General features: G+C 71.9%; 22 protein-coding genes. 10 read left to right on the forward strand and 12 right to left on the reverse strand.

The annotated features are described in order from the left end of the window. Nucleotides 1-756: 756 nt before the first annotated feature. Nucleotides 757-945 (reverse strand): DUF397 domain-containing protein, encoded by a 189-nt coding sequence (locus tag ABGB21_RS08245; protein WP_347651089.1) that lies wholly within the window; start codon nucleotides 943-945, stop codon nucleotides 757-759. Further along, a complete protein-coding gene (locus ABGB21_RS08250) occupies nucleotides 936-1721 on the reverse strand; it encodes a helix-turn-helix transcriptional regulator (RefSeq protein ID WP_347651090.1) in 786 nt (261 codons plus the stop codon). The genes ABGB21_RS08245 and ABGB21_RS08250 overlap by 10 nt, the downstream gene beginning before the upstream one ends. A 454-nt stretch (nucleotides 1722-2175) precedes the next feature. Here ABGB21_RS08250 and ABGB21_RS08255 point away from each other — a divergent pair, with 454 nt between their 5' ends. From ABGB21_RS08255 to ABGB21_RS08265, 3 genes are read left to right on the forward strand one after another with little or no spacing between them, the layout of a single operon-like run. After that, nucleotides 2176-2340: a hypothetical protein gene (locus tag ABGB21_RS08255; RefSeq protein ID WP_347651091.1), complete on the forward strand. Its 165-nt coding sequence runs from the start codon at nucleotides 2176-2178 to the stop codon at nucleotides 2338-2340. Between the two features lie 16 nt (nucleotides 2341-2356). Continuing rightward, complete coding sequence (locus ABGB21_RS08260; protein WP_347677187.1) at nucleotides 2357-2773, forward strand: hypothetical protein; 417 nt, start codon at nucleotides 2357-2359, stop codon at nucleotides 2771-2773. Nucleotides 2774-2814: 41 nt separating this feature from the next. Beyond that, on the forward strand, nucleotides 2815-3168 hold the full coding sequence (locus ABGB21_RS08265) for a cyclic-phosphate processing receiver domain-containing protein (RefSeq protein WP_347651092.1): 354 nt from the start codon (nucleotides 2815-2817) through the stop codon (nucleotides 3166-3168). Between the two features lie 705 nt (nucleotides 3169-3873). Here ABGB21_RS08265 and ABGB21_RS08270 read toward each other — a convergent pair. After that, nucleotides 3874-4098 (reverse strand): hypothetical protein, encoded by a 225-nt coding sequence (locus tag ABGB21_RS08270; protein WP_347677189.1) that lies wholly within the window; start codon nucleotides 4096-4098, stop codon nucleotides 3874-3876. Further along, on the reverse strand, nucleotides 4095-4559 hold the full coding sequence (locus ABGB21_RS08275; protein WP_347651094.1) for a hypothetical protein: 465 nt from the start codon (nucleotides 4557-4559) through the stop codon (nucleotides 4095-4097). The genes ABGB21_RS08270 and ABGB21_RS08275 overlap by 4 nt, the downstream gene beginning before the upstream one ends. 298 nt (nucleotides 4560-4857) lie before the next feature. On the opposite strand from ABGB21_RS08275, the gene ABGB21_RS08280 reads away from it, so the two are divergent. After that, nucleotides 4858-5154, forward strand: coding sequence for a hypothetical protein (locus ABGB21_RS08280; protein ID WP_347651095.1), 297 nt, complete (start codon nucleotides 4858-4860; stop codon nucleotides 5152-5154). A 62-nt stretch (nucleotides 5155-5216) separates the two neighbouring features. Here ABGB21_RS08280 and ABGB21_RS08285 read toward each other — a convergent pair whose 3' ends face one another. From ABGB21_RS08285 to prmC, 3 genes are read right to left on the reverse strand one after another with little or no spacing between them, the layout of a single operon-like run. Further along, the gene (locus ABGB21_RS08285) at nucleotides 5217-5849 is read right to left on the reverse strand and encodes a phosphotyrosine protein phosphatase (RefSeq protein ID WP_347651096.1); all 633 of its coding nucleotides are present in this window, start codon (nucleotides 5847-5849) and stop codon (nucleotides 5217-5219) included. Next, on the reverse strand, nucleotides 5849-6490 hold the full coding sequence (locus tag ABGB21_RS08290; RefSeq protein WP_347651341.1) for an L-threonylcarbamoyladenylate synthase: 642 nt from the start codon (nucleotides 6488-6490) through the stop codon (nucleotides 5849-5851). Before ABGB21_RS08290 ends, ABGB21_RS08285 begins: the two co-directional genes overlap by 1 nt. Next, the gene (gene prmC, locus ABGB21_RS08295) at nucleotides 6490-7566 is read right to left on the reverse strand and encodes a peptide chain release factor N(5)-glutamine methyltransferase (RefSeq protein WP_347651097.1); all 1077 of its coding nucleotides are present in this window, start codon (nucleotides 7564-7566) and stop codon (nucleotides 6490-6492) included. Before prmC ends, ABGB21_RS08290 begins: the two co-directional genes overlap by 1 nt. A 191-nt stretch (nucleotides 7567-7757) precedes the next feature. On the opposite strand from prmC, the gene ABGB21_RS08300 reads away from it, so the two are divergent. Beyond that, nucleotides 7758-9320 carry a GGDEF domain-containing protein gene (locus ABGB21_RS08300; protein ID WP_347651098.1) on the forward strand — a complete coding sequence of 521 codons (1563 nt, stop codon included), beginning with the start codon at nucleotides 7758-7760 and terminating at the stop codon, nucleotides 9318-9320. Nucleotides 9321-9431: 111 nt separating this feature from the next. Here the strand turns inward: ABGB21_RS08300 and prfA are convergent, their stop codons facing one another. Together prfA and rpmE are read right to left on the reverse strand one after the other, a co-directional pair. Further along, complete coding sequence (gene prfA, locus ABGB21_RS08305; RefSeq protein WP_347651099.1) at nucleotides 9432-10526, reverse strand: peptide chain release factor 1; 1095 nt, start codon at nucleotides 10524-10526, stop codon at nucleotides 9432-9434. Between the two features lie 97 nt (nucleotides 10527-10623). Further along, nucleotides 10624-10848 carry a 50S ribosomal protein L31 gene (rpmE, locus tag ABGB21_RS08310; protein ID WP_120780597.1) on the reverse strand — a complete coding sequence of 75 codons (225 nt, stop codon included), beginning with the start codon at nucleotides 10846-10848 and terminating at the stop codon, nucleotides 10624-10626. Between the two features lie 232 nt (nucleotides 10849-11080). Between rpmE and ABGB21_RS08315 the strand changes: the two genes are divergently transcribed. The 4 genes from ABGB21_RS08315 (at nucleotide 11081) to ABGB21_RS08330 (ending at nucleotide 13757) form a co-directional block, all read left to right on the forward strand. Continuing rightward, nucleotides 11081-12184, forward strand: coding sequence for an RNA ligase (locus ABGB21_RS08315; RefSeq protein WP_347651100.1), 1104 nt, complete (start codon nucleotides 11081-11083; stop codon nucleotides 12182-12184). Nucleotides 12185-12240: 56 nt separating this feature from the next. After that, the gene (locus ABGB21_RS08320; protein WP_347651101.1) at nucleotides 12241-13140 is read left to right on the forward strand and encodes an AAA family ATPase; all 900 of its coding nucleotides are present in this window, start codon (nucleotides 12241-12243) and stop codon (nucleotides 13138-13140) included. Between the two features lie 96 nt (nucleotides 13141-13236). Next, on the forward strand, nucleotides 13237-13443 hold the full coding sequence (locus tag ABGB21_RS08325; protein ID WP_347651102.1) for a ribbon-helix-helix domain-containing protein: 207 nt from the start codon (nucleotides 13237-13239) through the stop codon (nucleotides 13441-13443). Nucleotides 13444-13514: 71 nt separating this feature from the next. Continuing rightward, nucleotides 13515-13757 (forward strand): hypothetical protein, encoded by a 243-nt coding sequence (locus ABGB21_RS08330; RefSeq protein ID WP_347651103.1) that lies wholly within the window; start codon nucleotides 13515-13517, stop codon nucleotides 13755-13757. 60 nt (nucleotides 13758-13817) lie between these two features. On the opposite strand, the gene ABGB21_RS08335 is transcribed toward ABGB21_RS08330, so the two are convergent. Together ABGB21_RS08335 and ABGB21_RS08340 are read right to left on the reverse strand one after the other, a co-directional pair. Beyond that, nucleotides 13818-17258: a phosphodiester glycosidase family protein gene (locus ABGB21_RS08335; protein ID WP_347677191.1), complete on the reverse strand. Its 3441-nt coding sequence runs from the start codon at nucleotides 17256-17258 to the stop codon at nucleotides 13818-13820. A 65-nt stretch (nucleotides 17259-17323) separates the two neighbouring features. Beyond that, a complete protein-coding gene (locus ABGB21_RS08340) occupies nucleotides 17324-17626 on the reverse strand; it encodes a helix-turn-helix domain-containing protein (RefSeq protein ID WP_347651342.1) in 303 nt (100 codons plus the stop codon). A 156-nt stretch (nucleotides 17627-17782) separates the two neighbouring features. Between ABGB21_RS08340 and ABGB21_RS08345 the strand changes: the two genes are divergently transcribed. Next, a complete protein-coding gene (locus ABGB21_RS08345; protein ID WP_347677193.1) occupies nucleotides 17783-18673 on the forward strand; it encodes an NAD(P)-binding domain-containing protein in 891 nt (296 codons plus the stop codon). 88 nt (nucleotides 18674-18761) lie between these two features. On the opposite strand, the gene rho is transcribed toward ABGB21_RS08345, so the two are convergent. Beyond that, nucleotides 18762-20738, reverse strand: a complete 1977-nt coding sequence (rho, locus tag ABGB21_RS08350) for a transcription termination factor Rho (protein ID WP_347677195.1) — start codon at nucleotides 20736-20738, stop codon at nucleotides 18762-18764. Nucleotides 20739-20782: the final 44 nt, after the last annotated feature.

Here is a 20782-nt window from a genome sequence, read left to right on the forward strand (position 1 = left end):
ACTCATGACCCCATCCTGGGCCGTCACCACGCCAACAACAGTATTCAACGCTTCTCGATCCTGAACTCGCCCTGTCCGACGGACTTGCTATGAGCCGCTGGCCTCAACTCACCCTGACAGACAGGGCCCGGCCGATGAAGAAATCCACTCGGTCCGGCACATTCGGGTGTGGCGAGGTCGCCGAGTGTCTGTTTCCCGTCGCGACCTGCTGCGTGTTGGCAGTTCGATCTGACCTGGTCGCTGTTCGAGTACCACCTGGAACGGCTGGAGCCGACAGACTTCCGGTGGGAGCCCGCCCCGCACTGCTGGGCCGTGCGTCCCGGCGCCGACGGCGGCTGGACCGGACTGGGCGGACGTCGAACCTGGCCCGATCCCCGTCCCGACGATCGGGTGGATCACCTGGCACATCGGCTGGTGGTGGACGGTTGCCATCGACCATGCCCGGGGGCGAACGCCACAGGTGCGTACCGAGATTCACTGGCCCGGTGACGGACAAGATGGTGGCGGGTCGGTCCCGCCATCCCGGTCCCTGGTGTCCCGGATCAGCACCACGCCAGCTCCGCTGTTGTTGATCTGAGCGCTACGGACCCTAACCCGCCCGGGTAAGGGCCATAGTGCTCAGATCATCATCGGGTCCGGGGACTCGGCGGCGCCCCGTACATGACAGCTCACCGCTTACCATGCGTCCCCGAGCCCCGATGCGCCGAGTCGGCCCCCCGGACGACAACAGACGGCCGGGGCGGGTGGCCGGCAACGTCAGCGCTGCGCCTTGGCCAGGTTGACGAACGCCCGCCATGCGGCCGGGCCGAAGCTCAACGTCCCGCCGTCCCGATCCTTGGTGTCCCGCACCAGCACCACACCGGCCAGGTTGTCCGCCACCTCCACGCAGGATCCACTGTCGCTACGCGACGACTTGCGCCAGTTCGGGGTGGTGTTCAGGTCCATCTCTCCGCCGCCCTCGTGATCATTTCCAGGCTCTGGTGACTGGGCAGAGCGTAGTCCCGGATCGCCTCCCAGGCGCCTTCCAGATCCGTAGCCGCGTCCGGGCTCTCCACCACCCGGCCCTTCAGGTACCCCTCCAGGAAGCCGACCGACCGGCCGTCCACGCTCGCGATCGCCAGCGGGCCATCGAGCCCCACATAGGCACCGGCGTCGAACGGCACCACCTGCACCCGCACGTTGGGCTGCTCGCAGGCTGCCACCAGAGCCTTGAGTTGGTCACGCATCACCTCGGCGTCGCCGACCCGGCGGTGCAACACCCCCTCGTCCAGCACCGCCACCAACTGGCACGGGTCGGGCCGGCGGCGCAGGATCTCCTGCCGGCCCAGCCGGGTCGCCAGCATGCCCTCCACGATGTCCGGTTGGAAGCGGTATCCCGTCAGGACGGCCCGGGCGTACGCCTCGGTCTGCAGGATCCCCGGGACCAGCAGCGGGTGATAGACCCGGAGCAGGGTCGCCCGACCCTCGTACTCGACAAACGGTCGGTACCAGACCGGGACGTGTTCTCCCGTCACGAACAGCCGGTAGAACTCCATCAGCGCGGTCCCGAACGCGCGGTCCACCGCCGTCAGATAGCCCAGCAGTGCGGGCCGCTCACCGCGCTCCACCGCGCCGACGTGCTTGGCGGAGAAGTGGATCCGCTCGCCCCACGCCTCCTGGGTCAGCCCGAGAGTCTCCCGCGCCCAGCGAAGCTCCTTTATCAGATATTGACTCGCAGACATAGGTCTTCACATCCCCCAAATCACTCCGGCCCTCATGGTCATTTACCTCGGCGTGCCTACGGCTTCCCTGCCCCCATCGAGATTGTTCCGTTGATGGCGAGACGGATCCAGAGTGGATATCGACGGAGTTGCCAAGGCCCAACCCGCCGGGAGAATCGTCCCCCTCGCGTTTCCCCGTGGGTCGTACTCCGTCGGCGGGGGCCGCCCACCGGCAAGGTCCGTACCAGCGTCACCACCCCCCCGGTGACGCCGGTGGCGGGCGCGGCGGTCCCCGCCTCCACACATTCAGGAGCTTCCGAGAGGCGGTCGCATTGTGAAAGAACACCGGAGGGACTGGCGCCGACTCTGGCGGTACTGCTGGTGCGGATTCCGCTGGGCATGTCCGGACGCGGTACCCGTCGTACCAATGCCGTTCAATCCCGATCCGACACCGAAACGATCGCGCAATCAGCGAGTGGTGTGGAACGTCCCGACCGTGATCTCCGGGCGCAACCAGCGGCCGGCGTGGGACGGGCCGACCGGCTTCGGCCACCGGGTCGGGCGGGCCGGCCGGCTCACCCCGGCCCAACAGGCCCGAGCCGGCGCCCACAGCCGCACCGCCGCCGGCAACACACGCTGAGATGGGTGTGGTCGTGATGCGGAACCTGAGGCGACTCGACGACCCCGACCGGGAACACGTGCCGCAGCGCCCCCGGTGGACGTGCCGCGCCTGCCACGACGAGTGGCCGTGCCGGACGGCCAGGACCCTGCTACCGGCACAGTTCCGCCTCGACCCGCTGGCGCTCTTCGTCTACCTCGGGATCTGTCTCTACGAGGCGACCGAGGATCTTTACAAGCTTCACCCGAACCCGGGGCCGGACCCGGCCGCCCTGCATGCCCGGTTCCTCGGCTGGGTACCCGAACGCCGCCTGATCGTCGGCGCCCTCGCCCGCCGCATCGCCGCCGGCTACCCGACCCGTCCCCCGCCCGGGACGGGGATGACGGACCCGACCGGGAGCGCAGGCGGTTCGTCGGGTGACGGAACGGCGCCACGCCCCGGGGCCGGCAAATAATCCGGACGCCGAGTCACGACGGAACCAGTCATCATCTCCGAATGGATGCCAGCGAGACCAGGATCATCCTGGTTGACGACCTCCGTTGCTTCGTGGACGGCCGCCGTGCGGAGGTGGCCCGTACCAGTGCGGCCGGGGTCCAACTCCTCGACCAGTACCGGGATCGGCGGCTGGACGAGTTGTGGCTGGACCACGACCTGGGTGGGGACGACACGATCTGGCCGGTCGTGGAGGTGTTGGAACGGGCAGCCTTCGAGGATCGCCGGTTCGACATCGGCGTCATCCACGTCCACTCCGCCAACCCGGCCGGTGCCACAAAGGTCGTCCAGGTTCTGCAGCACTGGGGCTATCGGGTGCACGTCGCGTCCGCCTCGACGGACGTCGGTTACCTTTGACGTTCCCGACGCGCACCTCGGCCAGCGTGTTCGCGACGCGCTTGACCCCGCTGTCGGACGACCGCCCTCAGCCCGGCGTCCCAGCTGAACGACGACCACGCCTCCGCCCAACTGACCAACGACGATTACCTGCATATCAAGCATGACAGTGCATCCTCGCCGAGAGGAAGCCCTGCGAGTTGGTGTGGTTGGCGGCGTCGGCGGCGGGTCTCGTTCCCGTACGGCCGGGGCCTTCGTTGTTCTGAGCATGTCGGGGACGAAGCGTCGCACGCCGATCGTGGTGGTGCGAGAACCGAGGACAGCGTCGATGTTGGCGGAGGATCGGCAGCAGGGGGCCACCGCCCTGGCCCTCATGATCCACGAGTGACGGTCGGGTGATCGGGCCGCAGCCGCCGGTGCTGTTCGCGGATCCGGATCAGTCTGGCGGCGCTGCGACGGGTGACCAACGCCTGGTCGGCGAGTTGGACTTTGGCGATGAGTGCTTCGATGGCGGCTTTGCGTCCGGGACTCGGCCGGCTACCTGGTTATCGATAGCAGCGCGTTGGTGGGCGGGGGATGCGGCGGCCGACCAGAACGATGTCGTCAACGTCGGTGGGTGTCGGTCTGCTTCGGGTGACCGGTACCGGCTCGGGTGATCCACAGGGTCCGAGTGTCGTCGTTGATGGCGTACCAGATCCGACCGCCTCCGGTAACCTCGTACTGCCACTACTCAAGTGTCGCCCCGCCGACCTTGACGAACCCGAGCGCGCCTTTCAACGGGTGCTGGCGCTGATCGATCTGGCGGGGGTCACTGGTCAACGCGACCCATGCCCGGTCAAGGTTGCCGGGTATGACGGTCAGCAGGCGCTGCCACCCCTGGTATGCCTGACGATCGGCGGCGCGGACCGTCCATGGTTTCGGTCGTGGGATCTCGGCGCCCCGTCCGGTCACGCGGCGTCCTCGACGGGGCGGTCGATGACGGGGCCGTCGCCGTCGAAGGGCCCTTGAAGTTCGCGGGCCAGGCGCGGGTCGGACCAGGCTTCGGCGGTGGACCGCCAGGAAGCGAGGTTTCGCGCGAACGGCGTCAGCAGGCCGGTGTCGGCCCCGGCGACAAGATCCGCGAGGAGTTCACGGACGCAGGTGAGCCGCTCCTCGGCCGGCAGCCAGGACAGCCAGGGCAGTTCTTCAGCGAGAGCCTCCTCAGCGAGGTCGCGGTGGCGTCGAGCGAGGATCGCCAGCGACCGCGCCGCGATCCGAAGCCCGGTCGCGACGGCTTCGAACCGCTCCATCCGGGTGAGGACCAGGTTCTCCTCATCACGGCGTTCAAGGATGACGTCCGCGTCAGTCAGCGACGGAAGGACCTGTGAGGGTCCGCGGAGAAATGAGCTGTATGGGAAGGTCTGCACTGCCACGCGACAAGTTTATCTGAAGTAGTTCAGACTAGCTACTCGATCGTCGGCAACCAGCGGTTCCCGACGCCGGGGGGCCAGCATGATCAGACGCACTCCACTCGGCAGATGCGTGTAGTGCGGATGGCAACGCCGAAGGCTGCAGCCGACACATACTCAACGCAAGCAAGATCGTTAGGTGGGCCAGTCATGGCCGTCCTCGTTGAGCCCGGCTCGTCCGTCATGGCCACACAGCGGTCCTCAGATCGCCGTCCGCACGGCGAAGGGGATCAGCGGACCCCGACGCCCCAGAGCCCACAGGGTGAGCGCGACGCAGCACAGCGCGGCTCCCGCGCTCGTAACCGCCGTCGAGCCGCCCGCCGCCCAGAGTACGGCCGCGGCGGCGGATCCGGCGGCGTACCCGACCTGGGTGGCGGTGACCAGCCAGCCGGCCGTCGCGGTGGTTGGTGCGCAAGTCGCCAGCGATGAGGCCGAGCAGCGGCTGCGCCCAGTACAGGTTGCTGATCGCGACTCCCGCCGCCACCGCGAACAGGAACGTCAACGGACGACTCAGCCCGACGGCGGTGCCGCCCGGGATGCCGTCATCCGGTCACGCTAGAACGCGGCAGCAAGGCGACGGTCCCGCAGACGCCGACGGCAGCTCCCCCGGCGTACGGAGCCTCAGGGCAGGAGTACGGCGGCCAGCGGCTGGACGGTCTCCTCGATCTCGTCCGCCACCCGGCTGAAGCACTGCTCGCCCCGACCCCACGGGTCGTCGAGATCGTCGGCCGGCAGCGGTGAGGCGTGGCTGCGGGCGGCGTTGACCGCCTCGACCAGGGCGACGCCGCGGGCGTACACCTCGTCCGGGGTGTCCCCGGCCGGCGGCAGCGTACCGGCGTCGACCCCGGCCAGCAGTCGGCCGAACTCGCCCAGCACGAACGTCCGGCCGGCCGCGTCCGGGCGCAACGCCACCACGTACTCCTGCTGGTCGGCGGTGGCGGTGAGGACCAGGTCGGCCGCGTCGATGTGCTCGGAGCGGAGCTTGCGGGCGCCGAAGTCCTCGACGTCGCCGCCCCGGGCCCGGACCTGCCGGGCAGCCGGCGGGTTCATCTCCTCACCGGCGTGCCAGCCGCCGGTACCGGCGCTGTGGCTGTGCACCAGGTGGTCCGCCAGGGTGGCGTCGACCGGTGTACCGCCGCCGGCACCGACCCGCCGGGCCAGCCGCTCCCGTACGGCGAGGGCGAGCAGCCGCTCCGCCATCGGCGAGCGGCAGATGTTGCCCATGCAGACGTGCAGGACGGTGAACGGCGGCATCAGTCCGCGCCCTCGATGTCCGGCACCACGTCCCGGAGCTTCTCCAGCGGGATCGCGCCCTGCCGGAGGATCCGCGGCACCTCGCCGGTCACGTCGACGATGGTGCTCGGCACCGGGTCCGGGCACGGCCCGGCCTCCAGGTAGGCCCGCACCGAGTAGCCGAGCTGCTCCCGCGCCTCCTCGGCGGTGACCGCCGGCGGCTGCCCGGTCTTGTTCGCCGACGAGACCGCCATCGGGCCGGTCTCGCGGAGCACCTCCAGGGCGACCGGGTGCAGCGGCATCCGGACCGCGACCGTGCCGTTCGTCTCGCCGATGTCCCACTGCAGGCTCGGCGAGTGCTCGACCACGATGGTCAGCGCCCCCGGCCAGAACGCGTCGGCCAGTTCCCGGGCGGCGGGCGGCAGCATGAAGACCAGCCCGTCGAGGGTGCGCCGGGAGCCGACCAGCACCGGCGGCGGATGCTGCCGGTCCCGGCCCTTGGCGTTCAGCAACGCCTTGACCGCGTACGGAGTGAAGGCGTCCGCACCGATTCCATAGACCGTGTCGGTCGGCAACACGACCAGCTCGCCGTTCTTGACCGCCTCGATCGCCGCGGCGATGCCTCGGTCCCGGTCCGCCACCGACCGGCAGTCGTAGAGCATCACGGTGAGCCAGTCTGCCACGCCGCGCCGCCCACCGTGTCACGGGTGCGGTCCGGTCCCGGACCAGCTCCGTCCCGCCGTGCGGTGACGTACCGGGGTCGACCCACCAGATCGACATGATCAACAACGTCGATGAACCGGCCATCGGCGGACAACAGGGCCGGAACCGCCGCGCCGTGGGTGTCGTCGTGCTCGATGCCGAGCGTGCCCCCTGGGCGCAGCAGCCGGGCGGCGGCGGCCACCACCTGCCGGATCACCGCCAGCCCGTCCGGGCCGCCGAAGACCGCCTCGGCCGGGTCGTGTCCGGCGACCTCCGGCCCCACCACGGTCCCGTCCGGGACGTACGGCGGATTGCAGAGCAGGACGTCCACCCGGCCGGTCAGCTCGGGCAGCAGTTCCGGATCGGCGACATCCCCCTCGACCACCCCGATCGGCGGGTCACCGGCCCGGGCCCGGTCGTCGGCGTTGCGGTTCAGCCAGGTCAGCGCGGCCGGGGACCGTTCCACCGCGATCACCCGAGCCCCGGGCACCTCCTGGGCGACCGCGAGCGCGACCGCCCCCGACCCGCTGCACAGATCAACCACCACCGGCCCAGCCGCCCCGGATGCTGGCGTCCCGGGGCGGGGCGGCCCGACCCGCGACGGGATCAAGCCTGACCGCCCAGAGCGGGACGGGCCGCCCCGCCCCCCAGGCCCGTCCGAGGGAAGCAGAGCCGCAGCCTGCTCCACCCCCCACCCGGCGAGCAGTTCGGTCTCCGGACGCGGCACGAAGACCCCCGGCCCGACCGCCAGCTCCAGGTAGCGGAACGCCGCCGTACCGAGCAGGTACTGCAGCGGCTCCCGGCGTACCCGTCGGGCCACCAGCTCCCGCAGCCGCCGCGACTGGTCCGGGGAGAGCGGGTCGGCCAGCACCAGCGCGGCCCGCGACACGCCGAGGACGTACCCGACCAACAGCTCGGCCTCGACGCGGGCCGGCTCGACCCCGGCACCGGCCAGCGCGGACGCCGCGTCGGAGATCGCGACGGACGGCGGCGTCCAATCCGTCGCTTCCTGAGGATGCCGGGGAATGTGGGTCACGACATAATCATGAAACGTCGGCCGGGGATCATCTCGTTCCGGGTGTGTTTCCGCGTCTGGAACACCGCGTACCGCTCCCGGACGACCGTGGCGCCACCCCGTCCCGACGCCGCTACTCGGACCGGTCGGGCACCCCTGGACATCGGGGTCCAGCCGGGCCGACGGGTCTGCTGGACCGATGGAGGTTCCGCGTGGGTTGGCTCGACCGGGTCGGCGACCAGGCCGAGGCGTTGCGGCAGGGCCGTGCCCTGGTGGAGAGCAGTCGCTCCGCCGAGGCGTGCGTGGCCTTCGATCGTGTCCTCGGCAGCACCACCGATCCGTACGCCCGGGCCGACGCGCTGGTCCAGCGGCTCTCCGCGGTCCTGAACCTGGGCCGGACCGCCGAGTACACCAGCGCCGTCGAACGGGCCTTCGACGCGGTACGGGACGTCACCGAGCCGTACCTGCACGGACACCTGCACGCCCTCGCCGCGCTCGCCGCGCACGACCAGGGCGCGCTGGACCGCTGCGTCAGCCACCTGGTGCAGGGCGCCCGGGCGCTCAGCGCGGTCGACGAGCCGGACCGGGACACCGCCTGGGGCTGGCACGACCTGGCGATGGCGTACTCCTACCTGAGTTTCCACGGCTACGCCCTCGGGGCGATCGAACGGGCCCGCACCCTGGGTCTGGCCGCCGGCATCCCGGAGGAGACCTTCGCCGCCCCCGGCATCCGGCTGCGCAACGCCGTCGCGCTCGACCACCACGGCGACAGCGACGGCTGCCTGCGGGTGCTCCGGGACATCGGCGCCGACCTGGAGCGGTTCGTCGGCTCCGGCACCGCCGGTCGGCTGCGGCCGAGCAGCCGGGCCGCGTACGGCTACGCGCTGGTCCGGCGGGCCGCCCTCGGCGCACCGGTCGAGCCGCCGAGCCGACCGGAACTCGACCCGGCGTGGCTGCTCGCCAACGGCGGGGACAGCGCGCGTACCCGGGACATGCGGCAGCTCGGCGAGGCCTGCCTGGCGATCGCGGCCGGCCGGTCGGCCCAGGCGCTGGCCCGGCTCGACGTGGTCAACGTCTCCGCCGAGACGCTCGGCTCGGCCGAACACGCCCGGCTCCGCAGTCTGGCCCACGCCCGGGCCGGCGACCACGCGGCCGCCCACCGGGCCGACCGGTACGCCTTCCGGCTGGCGACCCGGCGCAACGACCGGCTCCGGGACGTCTACGTCGACGGCATCGCAGCGCGGATCGAGCACGAGGAGATGCGCCGGGCCGCCGCCCGGTACGAGGGCGAGGCGCTGACCGACCCGCTGACCGGGCTGCCGAACCGGCGCCGCCTCGAACGGTACGTGGCCGGCATGGTGGGCCGGGGCGAGCGGGCCGTCATCGGCGTCTGCGACCTGGACGGCTTCAAGGCGGTCAACACCGCGCACGGGCACCACTCCGGCGACCTGGTGCTGCAACGGGTCGCCGGCGTGATCAACCGGGTGATGCGCCGGGGCGACTTCGTGGCCCGCTACGGCGGCGACGAGTTCGTGGTGGTGCTGCCCGGCGCCGGGATGACCGAGGCCGCCGAGGTCGGCCGGCGGATCAGTACGGCGATCCGGTCCGAGGACTGGGAGTCGATCGTCCCCGGGACACCGGTCGGGGTGAGTGTCGGTTTCGCCGAGGTGCAGACCGCCGGGGTCGGCACGCGTGACCCGTTCAGCGCCGCGTTCGACGTCGCCGACCGGCGGATGCTCAGCGCCAAGGCGGAGGCCCGCGCCGCCGCCTGCTGAACGCGCCGCGCCGCCACCTACCAGACGGGCCGCCACCTACCAGACGGGCCGCCACCTACCAGACGGGCCGCCACCTACCAGACGGGCCGCCGCCTGCTGAAGCGCGTCGGATCAGCGACGGGAGAGTTCGGTCTCGCCGGCCAGTCGGGCCGCCCGGTCCGCCTCGGCCAGCGCGTCGAGTACGCCGTCCAGCTCGCCGGCGAGCACCAGGTCCAGGTTGTACGCGGTGAAGCCGATCCGGTGGTCGGTGATCCGGTTCTGCGGGAAGTTGTACGTCCGGATCCGCTCCGAGCGGTCGACGGTCCGGACCTGGGAGCGGCGGGCGTCCGAGGCCGCCGCGTCGGCCTGCTCCTGGGCGTTGGCGAGCAGCCGGGCCCGGAGGATCCGCATCGCCTGTTCCCGGTTTTGCAGCTGGCTCTTCTCGTTCTGGCAGGAGACCACGATCCCGGTCGGCAGGTGGGTGATCCGCACCGCCGAGTCGGTGGTGTTCACCGACTGGCCGCCCGGGCCGGACGAGCGGAACACGTCGATCCGCAGCTCGTTCGGGTCGATGGTGACGTCGACCTCCTCGGCCTCCGGCAGCACCAGGACGCCGGCCGCGCTGGTGTGGATCCGCCCCTGGGACTCGGTCACCGGAACCCGCTGCACCCGGTGCACCCCGCCCTCCCACTTGAGCCGGGACCAGACGCCGTTGCCGCCCTCCGGTACGCCCTTCGTCTTGACCGCCAGCGAGACGTCCTTCACCCCGCCGAGGTCGGAGTCCTGGGCGTCGATCACCTCGGTGACCCAGCCCTGCCGCTCGGCGTACCGCAGGTACATCCGGAGCAGGTCGCCGGCGAAGAGCGCCGACTCCTCGCCGCCCTCCCCCGCCTTGATCTCCACGATGACGTCCTTGGCGTCGTGCGGGTCACGCGGGATCAGCAGCTCGGCGAGCCGGGCCTCCAGCCCGGGCAGGGTCTCGGCGATCGACTCCGCCTCGGCCGCGAACGCGGGATCCTCGGCGGCGAGTTCCCGGGCGGCGGTCAGGTCGGCGCGGGCCTGCTCCAGATCACCGGCGGCCTTGTGGACCGGGGCGAGTTCGGCGAAACGCCGGCCGACCCGCCGGGCGGTCGCCTGGTCGGCGTGCAGCCCCGGGTCGGCTAGCCGCCGCTCCAGCTCGGTGTACTCGTCGAGGAGACCGGCCAGCCGGTCACCACCAGCACTCATGCCCGCATCTCCTCTACTCGACTGCTCCGCCCGGTCCGTGGCGCACGACACGGCGCCCGCCCCCGGTCGGTACCGGAGACGGGCGCCGTCGACGCAGCTACTTGGCCTTCTTGGCCTGAACCTTGGCGTACTTCTGCTGGAACTTCGCGACCCGGCCGGCGGTGTCCAGCACACGCTGCTTGCCCGTGTAGAACGGGTGGCAGGCGCTGCAGGTCTCCACGTGGATCGCGCCGCCCTTGGCGGTGCTGCGGGTCGTGAACGTGTTACCGCACGAGCAGGTGACCTCGGTGGTGACGTACTCGGGGTGGATGTTCGGCTTCATGTCGCCGTGGTCCTTTCGTCAAGTGGTCGCCGGGTCGCCCCTCGACACCCGTACCCGCAGCTCAGAAGCGTGTCTGGCGGGGACGGACTCGGGCGTGAACCGGAACCGGTGGCCGACTGACCAGTCTGCCATGCCGTTCGGGCGGGCCCGAAATCGGGAGGCGCAGCTGATCCGTGACGGTTAACGTCACTCCCCCCTCCCGCATTCCCCCTCAGCCGGAAGGCACACCCCCGTGACCCGCCCCGCCGCCGTGACCGGTGTCCAGCTTCGTGACGTTCTCGACCCGACCGCGCTCGACGCGGCGATCGCCGAGAAGTTCGTCCGGGTCCAGCGGCACCCCGAACTGCCGCTGCTGATCTACAACTACACCGAGTCGTGCGTCTACGCCGGCAACTGGACACCGGAGACACTCGTCTGCCGGGGGCTGATCGTGGACGAGCCGACCGGGACGGTCGTGGCGCGGCCGTACCGGAAGTTCTTCAACCACGACCAGCCGGGCGCGCCGGAGCTGCGGCTCGACGCGGCGGCGGCGATCACCGACAAGGCGGACGGCAGCCTCGGGGTGGTCTACCCGGCCGGTGACGGCTACGCCGTCGCCACCCGGGGCTCGTTCGGCTCCGCCCAGGCCCGGCACGCCACCGCCGTGCTCCAGGGCCGGTACCCGGACTTCACCCCGCCGCCCGGGCAGACCGTACTCGTCGAGATCGTCTATCCGGCGAACCGGATCGTGCTCGACTACGGCGCCCTCGACGACCTGGTGCTGCTCGGCACGGTGGAGATCGCGACCGGCCGCAGCCACGGACCGGAGGCGGTCGGCGACTGGCCCGGACCGGTGGTCGAACGGCTGCCGTACCGGACCCTGGCCGAGGCACTCGCCGCGCCGCCCCGGCCCGGCCGGGAGGGGCTGGTGGTGCACTGGCCGGACACCGACACCCGGGTGAAGATCAAATATCCGGAGTACCTGCAGCTGCACCGGCTGGTCTTCGGACTCAACGCCCGCGCCGTCTGGGACCGGCTGGTCACCGACGGCGACCTCGCCGCCCTGGTCGAGCCGCTGCCCGACGAGTTCCACGCCTGGGTCCGCGACGTCGTGGCCGCGCTGACCGCGTCCGTCGAGGCCCGCGCCGCGCAGATCGAGCAGGCGTACGGTGAGATCGTGGCCGGGCTGCCCGACGGCTGGACCCGACGCGACTTCGCCGCGCACGCCGCCCGACACCCCGACGCCGGCCACCTGTTCCTGCGCCTCGACGGCCGGGACTACCGTGCCCGGCTCTGGCAGCAGGTACGCCCGTCGGCGGACTGGACGCCGCACGGCCACGAGCCCGACCAGGAGTGACCCTCGGCCAGCCGACGGCGGCCGAGCGCGAACCCCGACCAGGAGTGAGTGAAGGAATGACCCGACTGATCGCCACCCGTGGGCTGCCCGCCTCCGGCAAGACCACCTACGCCCGGAAGCTGCAGCCGGCGGTGGTCCGGGTGAACCGGGACGACCTGCGCCGGATGCTGCACGGCGAACGGCTCTTCACCCAGTGGGCCGAGGGGCAGGTGACCGTCGCGCAGCGGGCCCAGGTCGAGGCGCTGCTGAGGGCCGGGGTCGACGTCTGCGTCGACGACACCAACCTGCGGTCCCGCACCCTGCGGGACTGGGCGCAGCTCGCCGCCCGGTTCGGGGCCGAGTTCGAGGTGCACGACTTCACCGACGTGCCGGTCGAGGAGTGCGTACGCCGGGACGCCGAACGGCCCGAACAGGACCGGGTCGGCGAGGAGGCGATCCGTCGGCTGCACGAGCGCTACCTGGCCGGCCGTACCCTGCCGTTGCCGGTCCCGACCGCCGAGCAGGGCGCCGCCGCCACCGTCTACACCCCGCCGAGCGGCGACGCCCCGGAGATCGTCCTGGTCGACATCGACGGCACCGTCGCGCTGCTCGGCGACCGCAGCCCGTACGACATGAGCCGGGTCGGCGTGGACCTGCCGAACACCGCCGTGATCGCGGCGGTACGGGCGATGCACGCCGCCGGCTACGGCGTCGTCTTCTGCTCCGGTCGGGACGCCTCGGCCCGGAGCACCACCGAGCGTTGGCTCGCCGAGCACGTCGGCGTGCCGTACCTCGCCCTGCACATGCGGGCGGTCGGCGACTCCCGCAGGGACTCGGTCGTCAAACGGGAGATCTTCGACCGGGAGATCCGGGACCGCTACCGGGTGGTCGGGGTCTTCGACGACCGGATGCAGGTGGTCAGGATGTGGCGCGCCCTCGGCCTGACCGTCTTCCAGGTCGCCGAGGGCGACTTCTGAGTCGCGTCACCCGGGGGCAGCGACGTACCCGCCGAGCCGGAGATCGATATTGTCGCCACCAACATTGACAGAGGCACCAGTGATAGTGTCAGCGGCGTGACGGTCAGCATTTCGATCACGTTGGACGACGATCTCGGCGTCGAACTCAACACGGCCGTCGGCGGCGGCAACCGGTCCGCCGTTGTCGCGGAGGCGATCCGCGAATATCTGGACCGCCGAGCTGTCGCGGCAGCCGCCGCGTGGCACGCTTCGTTGACCGGCGACGATGCTGCTGCGTTCGCCGAGTTCAACGCCGAGTGGTAGGGCAGTTCGGCGGACCGGCTCGCGGCGATGTCTACGACTACGCCCTCGGCAGTCGGCGCATCCGGGTGCTGGTGGTCAGCGCGACCGCGTACAGCCGCGTCTACCCCGTGATCGTCCTGATCCACGACCGCACTGACGGCGACGTTCCGGGAATCCTGCTGCCGTTGCCTGGTGATCTGGCCGGAGGCGGCACCATCGACCTTTCACGCGTTCGTTTCGCCGACCCGGCAGCGTTCGGGCACCGTCACGGGCGGATCGCGGCCACACTCGCCGCAAAGGTCGACCACGGCCTGCGCCGCCTGTTCGGCCTGTAGCGGCACCCCACAGGTCGGAGGCGTGCCGGACCGGCGTGCACCGGGGTCCGAACCGACACCTCAGCCGGTGAGCCGGACGGTGCCCTCGGCCCGCACGCCGTTGACGGTGACCGCGAGCCGGACGGTGCCGGTCGACCGCAGCCCGGTCAGCCGGCCGGTCGCCGGGTCGAACCAGGCGGCGTGCCAGGGTCGCAGCCCGGACCGGGATCCGACGTGCAGGTTCGCCGAGCCGGTCCAGTCGGCGCTGACCGGGGCCGCCACCGGCACCTGCCGGCCACCGGCCGGCTGGGTGAGGGTGGCGGTCACCGGCGTGGTCGTCCCGACCGGCAGGCTCGGCGGTACGGCGATCGCCAGCGTGTCGACGTGTGCCCGGGTCTGCGCGGTCACCCACTGCGGTCCGGCCGCGACCGGGTCCCGCCGGGCCTGTGCCGCCTCAACCGGGCTCACCGGGTCGACCCCGAACATCGTCCAGCCGGTGAAGCCGCCGAGGTGCGGCGCGGTCGACGGGTTCTTGCCGGTGTTGCCGTTGATCAGGTACGGCACCCCGTCGACCCGGTCGGCGGCGAAGGTGCCGACGTGCGACCCGACAAAAAGGGTGCCCTTGCCGGTCCGCTCCTGGAACTCGGCGAGCCAGCGTTCCAGCAGCGCCGCCTCCTTCCGGTCGCCGAGCTGGCTCGCCTGGGCCGGGGTCGGGTCGCGCAGCGGATGGTGTTCCAGTACCACCACCGAGCCGATCCGGGGGTCGGCGGCGGCCCCGTCCAGTGCCGCCCGCAACGCCGGGAGCTGACCGAATCCGCTGCCGCGCAGGCTGCCGGCGGAGGTGTCCAGGGTGACGAACCGGGTCGCGGTGCCGCCGCGTACCGGACGGTGGTCGAAGACCCGGGTGGTGTCGCCGAAGACCGCCCGGAAGTTGGCGATCGGCGCGCCCATGATCTCGTGGTTGCCCGGCACGTAGTGGTAGGGCACCTCGCCGCCGAGTTCCTCGTCGAGGATCCGCTTCGCCAGCGCGAAGTCGGCCGGGTACGCGGTGTCCACGAAGTCCCCGTTGACCACCAGGAAGTCCGGCCGGGCCGCCCGGATCTCCCGCAGCGTACGGCGGGCCTGGGCGACCAGGTCGCTGTCCGGGTCGGCGGCGACGAACTGGGCGTCGGAGAGGACCGCGAACCGCCAGGGTGCCCGGTCGACGGTGCCGTCGGTGACCACCACCCGGTCGGTGCGGGGCGGCTCGACCGGCGGGTCGATCTCCACCGGCACCCGGGCCACGATGTCGTCGATCACCGTCTCGCCGGTGTACGCCGTCGCCGCGTCGGTCTCCGCGACGTAGAACCGACGGATCCGGACCGGGTACACCACGCCGGCCGGCACCGTCAGTTCGACGTACCGCCAGCCGGTCCAGTCGAGGTACGGGCCGCGGAGCACGTGCTGCTGGTCGAGTGCGTCGTGCAGGTGCAGGCTCGGCCACTCGCCGTGGCCGGAGCTGTGGATCCACATCCCGAACGCCTGCGGCTGGCCGGGCACCTCGATCCAGGCCGGCGGGTCGGCGTACGCGGCCCGGGTGCCGGTCGACTGGCCGAAGTCGTACGCCAGTTTCAGGCCGGTCCCGGTGTGGCCCGGCGCCGGGGTGGCCGAGCCGGTGGCCCGGGCGGCGCTGAACCGCCAGCTCGCCGCGTCGTCGAACATCGCCACCGGTACGTCGGTGAGCCCGACGGTGACCGGCAGCACCGTGCTGGCATCGCCGACCCGGGCGGTGACCAGCCCGGCGCCGCTGTCCACCTTGGCCCGCACCGACAGCTGTCCGCCCGGGGTCGGAGTGATCTCGAACAGGTCGGGGTCGTACTCCAGCCGGAGGTCGGCGGGTTCGACCGGTGCGCTCCGCCCCTCGGCGTCGTAGCCGACGACGCCGACGGTGCCGGTGGCGTCGGCGCCGGCCAGGCCGAGTTTCTCGGCGGTGGCGTCGATCCGGTCCAGCGGCCCGAGCACGGTCAGGTCGAGGTCACCGGTGGCCCTGCCCCGGGCGGCGGTGACGGTGACCTGGCCGGGCCGGCCGGCCCGGAAGAGGCCGTCGCGGTCGACGGTGCCGTGGCTCGCCGGGCTGGTCCGCCAGGTCGGTTTTCCGGCCGCCGGCCCGTACGTCTCGTCGTAGCCGGCCGCGGTGAGCCGCCGGGTCAGTCCGGGGAAGACCCGGTCCGGACGGCCGCCGGGGACCGGCCCGGTCCCGGGTGCGGCCGCCGGGTCCAGCACGGTTTTCACCCAGTACGCCCGCAGCCGCCCGCTGCCGGCCGGGGCGTACAGCGCCAACCCGTTCGGTACGGCCCGCTCGGTCCCGTCCGACGGGCTGTTCTCGACGCGTACCGTCGACTGGCCGGGTTCCCGGGCGAGCAGGGTGGACGAGCCGCCACCGTCGAGGTTGAGCGCGTGGTGGGCGCCGAGGTCGGCCATCATCCGGCCGAGTTCGGTGAGGGTCACGCCCCGGCTGTCGGCCTGTCGTCCGTCCACTGTGACCAGATACATCGTCCGGCCGTCGGCGGAGAAGCCGACCGCGGTACGGGGCTCCGGGTTGACGTCACCGATTTCCTGCGGCACACCGTCGCGGACCAGGACCCGGTTGCCGCCGATCGCGGCGTACGGGGTGCTGCCGTCGGAGGTCTTCGGCGCGTACCGCAGGTCGACCGGGTCGCCGGGGCGGAGGGTGGCGAGGGCGTCGGCGCCGGCGTCCCGGCCGAGCAGGACGGTGCTGCCGGCGGGAACCGGTCCGCTGCCGGCGGCACCGGTCACCGCCTCGACCCGCCCGCCGGTGAGGGTGACCTCGGTGACCCGGGTCGCGCCCGCCACCGCCCGGTCGCGCGGGTACGACCCCCAGAGTGCGGTGAAGACGCCGATACCGTCGGCCGCGACCAGGTTGTTGAACTGGGTGAGGGTGACCGGTCCGGTCGGCAGGGTCGCGGTGCCGTCGAAGTGGACCTGGACGACCCGGCCGACGCCGTCGGCGGTGACCGCAACCGCCTCGTGGTGGCCGGAGACCGGTGACTGGACGAGCTTTTCGCCCTGGATGCCGATGCCCTGGGCGGCGCCGGAGTTGTTGATGTCGAAGAAGTCGCCGTTGACCGCGGCGACCGCGCCGGCCCGGTCGACCGGGCCGCGCAGTGGTTCGGTCCGGGTGACCGCGCCGGAGTTGACGTAGTCGACGGTGACCCCGCCGGCCAGGTCGGCGGTGAGCGCGTCGGCCCGGATCCACCCGTTCGGCTCGATCCGGTCGTACGACGTCAGCTGGAGCCCGGGCGCAACCGGCCGGGTCCGGGTGTCGGTGGTGATCCCCGCGTCGACGGCCGGGCCGGTGAGCTGCGACACCGCCGGGGCGGCGGTGCCGGGTTGGGCCGGCGCGGCGACGGCCGTGGCCGTCCACATCGGAGCGGCGGCGGCCGGCCGCGGGGCGACGAGGCCGAGTGACGATGGCAGCAGGAGCAGGCCGGCGAGGGCGGCGGATCGACGGCGGTTCACCATGTCCGGTAGTCAACCCGACGACGCACAGAATTTTCAATATCCGCCAGCAGAATTGAAGGAAAACTTCATCGGTGTCCGCCGGTGTCCGGGCTCCGCCCCAGCACGTGCGCCCGCCCCCAGTCGCCGAGCGGCCCCAGCGCCCCGTTCAGCGAGACACCGAGCGGGGTCAGCGAGTACTCGACCCGGGGCGGCACCTCGTCGTACACCTCGCGGTGCACGATGCCGTCCGCCTCCAGCTCCCGCAGGTGGGAGGCGAGCACCTTCTCGGTGACCCCGGGCACCAGCCGGCGCAGCTCACCGAACCGGCACGCCTGCTCGCCGAGCGCCCAGAGGATCAGCACCTTCCACTTCCCGCCGACCACCGCCATCGCCGCGTCGATCCCGCAGACGTACTCCCCCGGCCCACCCGGCCTCCGTACCGTCGCCACGGCCACCCTCTTCTGGCTGCTCACGCACCCCAGGGTAACCACGCACTTCAGAGTGCGTACTTGAGCGGTTCAAGGATTCCGGGGAGTCTTCAGGGCGTGGAACAGCACACTTCTGACCCTTCTGCCCAGCACCCGTTCACCCTGCTCGGCCTCGGCGCCATGGGAACCGCACTCGCCCGCGCCTGGCTCGCCGCCGGGCACCCGTTGACCGTCTGGAACCGCACCCCCGCCCGGGCCGAGGCCCTCGCCGCCGAGGGGGCGACAGTCGCCGGTACCGCCGCCGAGGCGGTGGCCGCGAACCGCCTCGTGGTCGTCTGCCTGCTCGACGACAACTCGGTCCGGCAGGCCCTGTCCGACGTCGACCTGACCGGCCGGGACGTGGTGAACCTCACCACCAGCACTCCCGGCCAGGCCCGCGCTCTCGCGGACTGGATCGGCGACCGGGGCGGCCGGTTCCTCGACGGCGGAATCATGGCGGTGCCGCCGATGATCAGCGTACCGGAGTCCGGCGGCTACGTCCTGTACAGCGGATCGACCGACGTCTTCGAGGCGTACCGGCACACCCTGGCGGTACCGACCGGCACCCGGTACGTCGGCACGGATCCCGGCTTCGCCGCCCTGTACGACGTGGCCCTGCTGAGCGCGATGACCGGTATGTTCTCCGGAGCCGCGCACGCCTTCGCACTGATCCGGCGGGAGGAGATCCCGCCGAAGGACCTCGCCCCGCTGCTCGCCGACTGGCTCGCCGCGATGGCCGGCGCCGTGCACCTGACCGCGGCCCAACTGGCCAGCGGTGACTACACCATGGGGGTGACGTCCAACCTCGCCATGATGGTCACGGCCAACGCCACCCTGCTGCGTACCGCGCAGGAGCAGGGGGTCAGCACCGAACTGCTGACCCCGTACGCCGGGCTGATGGCGCGCCGACTCGCCGACGGACACGGCGACGAGAGCGACGCCGGCGTGGTCGACCTGCTGCTCCGCTGACACCAACCAGCCCGGACAGACACGTGGGGCCCGGCCGGATGATCCGGCCGGGCCCCACGACGTGGCGAACCGTCGAAACGCCTCCGGGCTACTCGCCCGGGGTGGACTTCGCGATCTGCATCAGGAACTCGATGTTGGTCCGGCTCTTCTTGAGCCGGTCCAGCAGCAGGTCCAGCGCCGCCTGCGAGTCGAGCGAGTGGAGCACCTTGCGCAGCTTGTGCGTGATCGCCAGTTCCTCGGCCGCGAGCAGGATCTCCTCCTTACGCGTACCCGAGGTGTGGATGTCGATCGCCGGGAAGACCCGCTTGTCGGCGATCTTCCGGTCCAGCTTCAGCTCCGCGTTACCGGTGCCCTTGAACTCCTCGAAGATGACCGTGTCCATCACCGAACCGGTCTCCACCAGGGCGGTGGCGATGATGGTCAGCGAGCCGCCGTTCTCGATGTTCCGGGCCGCGCCGAGGAACCGCTTCGGCGGGTAGAGCGCGGTCGAGTCGATACCACCGGACATGATCCGGCCACTGGCCGGCGCGGCCAGGTTGTACGACCGACCGAGCCGGGTCACCGAGTCGAGCAGCACGACCACGTCGTGGCCCAGCTCGACCAGGCGCTTGGCCCGCTCGATGGCCAGCTCCGCGACCGTGGTGTGGTCCTGCGGCGGACGGTCGAACGTGGCCGCGACAACCTCGCCCTTGACCGAGCGCTGCATGTCGGTGACCTCTTCGGGCCGCTCGTCGACGAGCACGACCATCAGGTGGCACTCCGGGTTGTTGTGGGTGATCGCGTTGGCGATCGCCTGCAACACCATGGTCTTACCGGCCTTCGGCGGCGACATGATCAGCGCCCGCTGACCCTTGCCGATCGGCGTGACCAGGTCGATGACCCGGGTGGTGAGGATGTGCGGCTCGGTCTCCAACCGCAGCCGCTCCTGCGGGTAGAGCGGGGTCAGCTTGTAGAACTCGGGACGCCGCTTCGCCTCGTCCGGGTCCATCCCGTTGATGGTGTCCAGTCGGACCAGCGGGTTGTACTTGTCCCGCCGCTGCTCGCCGTCCCGGGCCGCCCGCACCGCGCCGGTGACCGCGTCACCACGCCGCAGGCCGTACTTCTTGACCTGGGACATCGAAACGTAGACGTCGTTCGGACCGGAGAGGTAACCGGTGGTCCGGACGAAGGCGTAGTTGTCCAGCACGTCGATGATGCCGGCCACCGGGACGAGCACGTCGTCCTCGTTGACCTGCGGCTCCCGGCCGCCACCACCGCTGCCGCCGCCCTCGTTGCCCTCGGCGCGGTCCCCGCGGCCACGCCGCCGGTCCCGGAAACGGCTGCGCCGGCTGCGCCGGCCACCGGCGTCGTCGTCGTCGTTGTCGTCCCGATCCGCCGAACGCTGACCACGGTCACGGTCGTTGCGGTCGTTGCGCGACTCGGCGCGCTCGCCCCGGTCGCCCCGGTCGTTGCGGTCCCGGCCGTTGCGGGACTCGCCGCGCTCGCCCCGGTCGGTGCGCTCGGCACCCTCGGCACGGTCCGCCCGCTCACCGCGCTCGCCGCCGTCGGTACGGTCCGCCCGCTCACCGCGCTCGGTGCGCTCCGCCCGCTCACCGCGCTCGGTGCGCTCCGTCGGCGTCGCCTCGGTCTCCACGGCGGTGGCGGCCGTCGCGGCCGCACGCGACCGGCGGGACGTCCGGGTACGTCCCTCGGTGGCGGCCGGCGCCTGCTCGGCGGCCGTCGCCGGCACCTGCTCGGCGGACCGCCGCTCACCACTGTCGCGCACCTCGGCGCGTACCTCGTCCCGGGTCGGCGCGGCCGCGGCCGCCACCTCGGCCCGGGGGCGGGGCGCTCCACCGGTGCTGGCAGTGGCTCCGCCGGACTGCCGCTCCGAGATCGCGCTGATCAGCTCGCCCTTGCGCATCCGGGCCGTACCGGAGATGCCGAGCGACGCGGCCAGGCTCTGCAACTCGGGCAGCAGCATTGCCGACAGCCCGGTCCCGGTCCGCCGACGGCGGGTGGAACCTGCGGTGGCTTCGCCAGCGACGTTGGAAACATCCGACGTCACGTCGGTGGTGTCGCTCAATGGAGTCCTTCCCTCGATAAGGCCGGGGCTGCCCTTGGCCCGGA

It is taken from the genome of Plantactinospora sp. B24E8 (assembly GCF_039871735.1).
Classification (GTDB): Bacteria; Actinomycetota; Actinomycetes; order Mycobacteriales; family Micromonosporaceae; genus Plantactinospora.